Below are 1,524 nucleotides of genomic sequence, written 5' to 3' on the forward strand. Positions count from 1 at the left end.
TCCATAATGGACACGCGACTTCAACGTTCCTTGTTTCACTTTTGTCATTCGTGCAATCTCTTCATAATCATATCCATAGTAATGTTTCAATAAGATGGGGATGCGGTGCTGGTCTTCTAATTTCCAAAGCGCTTCCTGTACGTCATACCACTCGTCAGGAAGCGAAACAGTCAGACTTTCCTGTTTCATTCGATCTTTTTCCTTTTTTTCAAACGCCTGCATTCGCTTTTGCTTTCTTTTTGCATCCAAGTACGTATGGGTGGCGATCTGAATCAGCCATGTTGAAAAACTTGATTTTCCTCTATATTGATGAATCTTTTGAATTGCTTTAACGAGGGTCTCCTGGGTGATATCGTAAGCTGTTTGTTCATCACCGCTCAATTTCCAGACATACTTAACAAGAAAGCTATAGTTCTCTTTTAGCAGGCTGGCTAAAGCTTTTTGGTCCCCTTGTTTCGCACGTTTGATAGTTGAGTCCATAATCAATCCTCTTTTCCGACCTACCTATATGACGTATGGTTCCAGAATTCCGTTCAAATTAATTTTATTATTTTTATCATATCCACATTCCCATGGATCGAATAGAATATTGTGAACTGGTTGACATTATTGTCTGAATTTTATAGACTGTTAAAAAGTATTTAGATGAGATAAGCAGAGATGAGAATGAGAATAGTAGAGTTGAGGTACGGGATGAGTTGAGCAGAGTGAGCAAAGGGATCATCGGACGAAGGAGCCGTAGGATTGCCTTGCCAAAGATTTTCATCCTCCACTATATTCCCTCAACGTCTCATTCTCCATACCACACTATGGAGAGGTGAGCCCATGACCACGTACGAATCATTTAAACAAGATGCTTCTACGCATCGAACCATTCCGATTATTCAATCGTTTTACACGGATACACTAACACCGATTCACATGTTTCACGCTTTGAAAGATGAAGCGGTATATATGCTCGAAAGCCAGGACCCGGAATCGCCTTGGTCCAATTATTCTTTTATCGGATTAGATCCAATGGTGGAAATCAAAGAAGAAGATTCTTCTTTCACTGTAATGGATTTCCATAAAAAGAAACAGCAAACGGCCGGCTCTTTCAAAGAGGCATTTAACCAAGTCGTTGATCAGCTTGATGTGAAAATTCCGGATATTGCTCTTCCATTTACTGGTGGGGGCGTCGGTTATATAAGCTACGATGCCATTTCTGATTATGAGCCAGTGCCAGCAGCGAAAACAGATGACTTGAATCTATCGAACTATCATCTATTATTCTGCCAGACGCTGATTGCTTATCATCATAGGACAAAAGAGACGACAATTCTGTCCTTTGCCAGACTCGATGAACACCCTTCACAAGAAGAGACGTTTGATGCCGCCAAAGCGCGCATAAAAGCTGTCCAGAATCGGTTGATGAATCAGCAAGGATTGACCGATTTGATGCTGAGTGAAGATGTTCCTGATGAAAATGATCTTGAGCTTGAGAGCAATTACGAGCATAACCAATTCAAAGAGGACGTAGAGAAA

General features: G+C 40.9%; 1 protein-coding gene and 1 pseudogene. One reads left to right on the forward strand and one right to left on the reverse strand.

The genetic code is table 11. From position 1 onward, the window contains the following. The coding region (locus LD39_RS02090; RefSeq protein WP_035542382.1) for a sigma-70 family RNA polymerase sigma factor at positions 1 to 480 on the reverse strand (480 nt) is incomplete at its 3' end. Positions 481 to 825: 345 nt separating this feature from the next. Between LD39_RS02090 and LD39_RS02095 the strand changes: the two are divergent. Next, a pseudogene (locus tag LD39_RS02095) lies at positions 826 to 1,524 on the forward strand (anthranilate synthase component I); the annotation flags it as partial.

It is taken from the genome of Halobacillus sp. BBL2006 (assembly GCF_000786645.1).
Lineage (GTDB): Bacteria > Bacillota > Bacilli > Bacillales > Halobacillaceae > Halobacillus.